The 4,007-nt window shown below is 58.4% G+C and carries 5 protein-coding genes; all 5 read left to right on the top strand.

What is annotated here, in order from left to right; genetic code table 11:
* Positions 1-2,133: LysM peptidoglycan-binding domain-containing protein (locus BLR05_RS25495; protein ID WP_167361352.1), on the top strand; the 2,133-nt coding region annotated here is incomplete at its 5' end.
* A gap of 2 nt (positions 2,134-2,135) precedes the next feature.
* Positions 2,136-2,501 (top strand): hypothetical protein, encoded by a 366-nt coding sequence (locus BLR05_RS26375; protein ID WP_143016051.1) that lies wholly within the window; start codon positions 2,136-2,138, stop codon positions 2,499-2,501.
* A 180-nt stretch (positions 2,502-2,681) separates the two neighbouring features.
* Positions 2,682-3,098, top strand: a complete 417-nt coding sequence (locus tag BLR05_RS25490) for a hypothetical protein (RefSeq protein ID WP_092840605.1) — start codon at positions 2,682-2,684, stop codon at positions 3,096-3,098.
* Positions 3,099-3,105: 7 nt separating this feature from the next.
* Entirely contained in the window at positions 3,106-3,507 is a 402-nt protein-coding gene (locus BLR05_RS25485; RefSeq protein WP_143016050.1) for a hypothetical protein, read from the top strand.
* A gap of 93 nt (positions 3,508-3,600) precedes the next feature.
* Positions 3,601-4,007 (top strand): hypothetical protein (locus BLR05_RS25480; RefSeq protein WP_143016049.1); only part of this gene is annotated, 407 nt, incomplete at its 3' end.

Here is a 4,007-nt window from a genome sequence, read left to right as displayed (position 1 = left end):
CCCACCCAGGAGGAGAACACACCCCAGACCAACAACCCAGCGTACGTGGACACGGCGGACTTCCGGCTGCAGGCCGCGCAGATCCGTCCACGCCACAAGAGCCTGGACCCGGTGGCCTACACGGTGGTGGGCGGGGAGACGCTGAAGGACATCGCACGCAACGTGCTGGGCGACGCGAGCCTGTGGTGGCGCATCGCGGAGGCCAACAGCCTGGCGGTGTCGGGAGACGGCAAGCTGACGGCGGGGCAGACGTTGACGGTGCCGAAGTTGTCGCTGAATGCGAACAGCGTGGAGACGTTCCAGCCGTACGACCCGAGCCAGGCGACGGGGAGCATGGATCCGGTGTTGCCGGTGCCGGCGAACGGGGGGGACTGCGGCGTCGTCGGCAAGATCATCATGGTGGTGATCGCTGTCGTGGTGACCTATCTGACCGCAGGTGCAGCCTTGAATGCACTGGGGCCGGTCCTTTCCGGCGCCCTGGGAGGCGCCGCCGGCTCCATTGCCAGCCAGGCGGCGGGCAACCTGATGGGCATCCAAGACGGCTTCAGCTGGAAGGGTGTGGCAATGGGTGCCATTGGGGGCGGTATCGCTGGGGGGCTGGCGAGTTCGAGCCTGCTGGGAGGAACAGGCTTCACCGAGACGGTCGTGCGAGCAGCCGTGGGCAACGCGATGGGCCAGGGAATCGGTGTGGTGACCGGTTTGCAGGACCGCTTCGACTGGAGGGGCGTGGTCGCCAGCGCAGTCGGTGCGGGTGTGGGCTGGGGCATGAACGAGGCGCTGGGCCTGACGGACATCAATGGACGGCCGACGCAGATGTACGACGGCGTGGAGAAGTTCGCGCGTGCGGGCCTGAGCGGGTTCACGGCGGGCACGGCTGCGGCCGTGATGCGCGGTGGACGGATCAGCGTGCAGCAAGTGGCTACCGATGCGTTCGGCAATGCGTTGGGCACCAGCGTGGCGGACATGATGGCGCCGCGTGACTCGCTCTACAGCCTGTCGCCCACAGGCGCTCGCGGGCTGGGGATGCAGGCGCCGGCGCAATGGGGTACGCCGAGTTGGACTGGGTACGATCAATTCATTGAGGCATTCAGACATCCGCCACAGATCATCGGCGGAGGAGTACAGATAGGAGCCAACATGGGCGGGGGGGTGATCTTGGATAGTGGCACCCCTGCAAACATGCCTCACGTTGACCTTCCCCGCACCTATTTCACGCCGGTTGTGCCGAACGTGATACCGACTTTGCCGGAAATGAGCATCAGGGCGAGTGAGCAGCCGGACGAACTGCGATCTGAGGTGACTGTCTCCGGCAAACAGGAGTTGATGACTCGTGAAGATTTCCGTGTGTTTGAACTGGAATACCGTAATCGCACGGAAACGCTCAGTGGGTTCGATCGAAATATCTACCGCGCGCAAGGCGTGTACGACGCGGGGAAAGGCATGGTGGAGTCGGGCCTCTACAGCTTTGGCATCGCCGGAACCCCGGAAAGCCGGGCTCAATGGGCCTTGCAGACTGCGGCTGCTACAGTGCAGGGCATCGCACGGCTATGGAACGAGCCGCGTGCAGTCTTCAATGAGTGGAGGAATGACTTCACGGGCAATGATCCCATGAAGATTCGTCAGGCGTCGGCTCAGGCAACGGGCGTCGGCTTGGGTGTTTTGACTGGGTTGCGTGCCACGAGAAACTTGGTGGTAAAGATGGCAGAGATGCCAGGGCCGATGGCTGGCAGCCGGGCTGCGCAGTTGGGTGCTGTAAAAATAGGTGGGGATGTGCCCAACAAGCCGGTGGCCTCTGAAACGCGTACTGCTCCGGCTATTGCTGAAGATCTAATACCTATTACCAAAGCAAAATTTGGGCACACTTTTACGAATCATGGAGAGGGTGCTACTGAGTTTCTTACTGGACGCGCCCGAGGAACAGGCATGGCCATGGGGCAGTTCTTGGATGATCAAATGGCAGCGCGGCTTATAATTGAAAATTTAGGAAATTTGAAAAATGGAGCTATTTCGATTCCTATACCCGAGGGATTTCCGGCTAGACTAATTATGCCAGATGGCAGCTATATGCCTGCATCGTCAGTTCGATTGGTGCCCAGTAAGACTGGGGTAAAAACGGCTTACCCGGAATTTTGAAGATGGATAATATTTATTACGGTCCTGATGCTTCTGCTGTTAGAAAAATAAATGAATTGCTTTCTATTAAAGCAACTTCTCGGGAGCAGGATTGGGAATTGGAGTTTGCAGATTTTGGTGCTATAGATAAGATGTTGAATCTGCTGGAATCACATCCGCTGGATGCCGAGGCTAGAACTGCATTGTCTTTGTTAATAATTTCTTCATTCGAGTTGGGTTTCGATGAGGGATTGGTGGATGATTACTCGTTGCTTCGTGCATCGGAATTGTTAAAAAATGATTTGAACGTATTGGAGAAAATGCGATTCTATTGGTTGAATTTGGGTCGATCAAATTTTCCGGAATTGATGAAGAAATTGTTATGCTGAATTGCTAAGATAATTTTTGGAAGCGGATTGCCCAGGGGGGCCTCAGTCTGAAGTGCAACACTTGAACCTCATAATTTCGCGATACAAGCATTTGCAGCAGGAAGACCGCTTGAGATAGCCCTCTGATTCCACGGCTCCGTCCTTTCATGACCCAGGCGTGGAACTACGACATCGTCGGCTATGGCAGAAGGACAGCAGCTTTACAAGGACGGCCAACTCTATCGCTATCCATTGGATATGCCTGGGCAGTTGCAGGTTGGACTTTTCGCGGATGAAGCGGCGCGCTCGGTGGTGATCAACTACAACAAGAGCATCGGCGTTCCCGAAGGCGCAGGTCAGTTGCTGAGCATGAACCGCTGGAGCTACGACCCGAGCGGCAGCGGCAATTACAACCGGATCGACCTGTTGATGGACCTAGGGCCGAGCCGCAACAACGGCGCGTTGATCCTGCGCACGGCCATCGAAGGCAAGAGTTCAATGGATGCAGTGCTGTCCTCTGGCACGCAGTTGCAACGCGTACAAAACTGGGTCACGCCGCGGGTCTACACGGTCACGCCGCAAGGCACGCAACTCTACACGCCACGGCGTCTAAAGTGAGGTCATGATGAAAACCAGAATCTCCATTGCTCAATTCGAAGGCAGCTTCATGGGCATGACAGGTGGAATCACGCTGTACAGAAAAGGGATAGATGAGTTCTACCTGTCGCATGGCTTCCCGCGCATCTACGAGGAACTTGAAGCTGTGCGCCCCAAACTCGAAGCCATTGGCATGTACGAACGTTGCCGCGATGCGTTGACGCAAGCCGAAGCTCTGGTGCGCCAAGGCCCAGAGCACGATAACGAAGCGAGAACACTGCTGCTCAAGGTCGGCGGCGAGTTGGCCCACGCCTCTGGCAGCTTCGCGGCGATGCGCAAGAAGCTGAAAGAAAATCCACAGACCACCATCGACGACTTCAAGCCCGACCCGGATGGCTGGGCGATGCAAGAGCAGCAAGAAAGGAAATGACGGCCTTCGTGCACACGTCCGTCTCAATCCTTAGCTGCTAAAAGAAAAAAGCCCTCCCCACCCCAGCCGCTCAAGCTGTATGAATCGCATGTGGTGGTGCGCAGCGCCAAGCCGGGAGACAACCAGGAGGTGTCGCAGCGCTCGGATGTGGCGTACCACGATGCCGGCGGCGTGACGGGCCTGGGTTACGACGCCGCAGGCAACCTGAAAGGCGTGCGCCAGGATGCCGATGGCCAGGTCACGACCACGACCTATCAGTACACCTACCTCAACGGCAACTGGCAGCAGAGCGCGGCCCTCACGCGCCGCGGCGGAGACGTGGTGGGCACGATCACGCAGCGCGACGCCAACGGCTTCGTGGTGGGCATCCGCCAGCCGAAGGCGACGGGTAGCGCGGCGCAGGCTCCGGACGGGAGCCTGGCGGCGGCGCTGACGAACCAGGCGACGCAGGCCACGAGCAACGACGCACGCTACGACCGCACGTTCGTGAACGACGCCAA

The organism is Paracidovorax cattleyae, from assembly GCF_900104515.1.
Taxonomy (GTDB): Bacteria; Pseudomonadota; Gammaproteobacteria; order Burkholderiales; family Burkholderiaceae_C; genus Paracidovorax; species Paracidovorax cattleyae.
The sequence above is the reverse complement of the archived record's forward strand: the minus strand, read 5'-3'. Positions and strand labels throughout refer to the sequence as shown.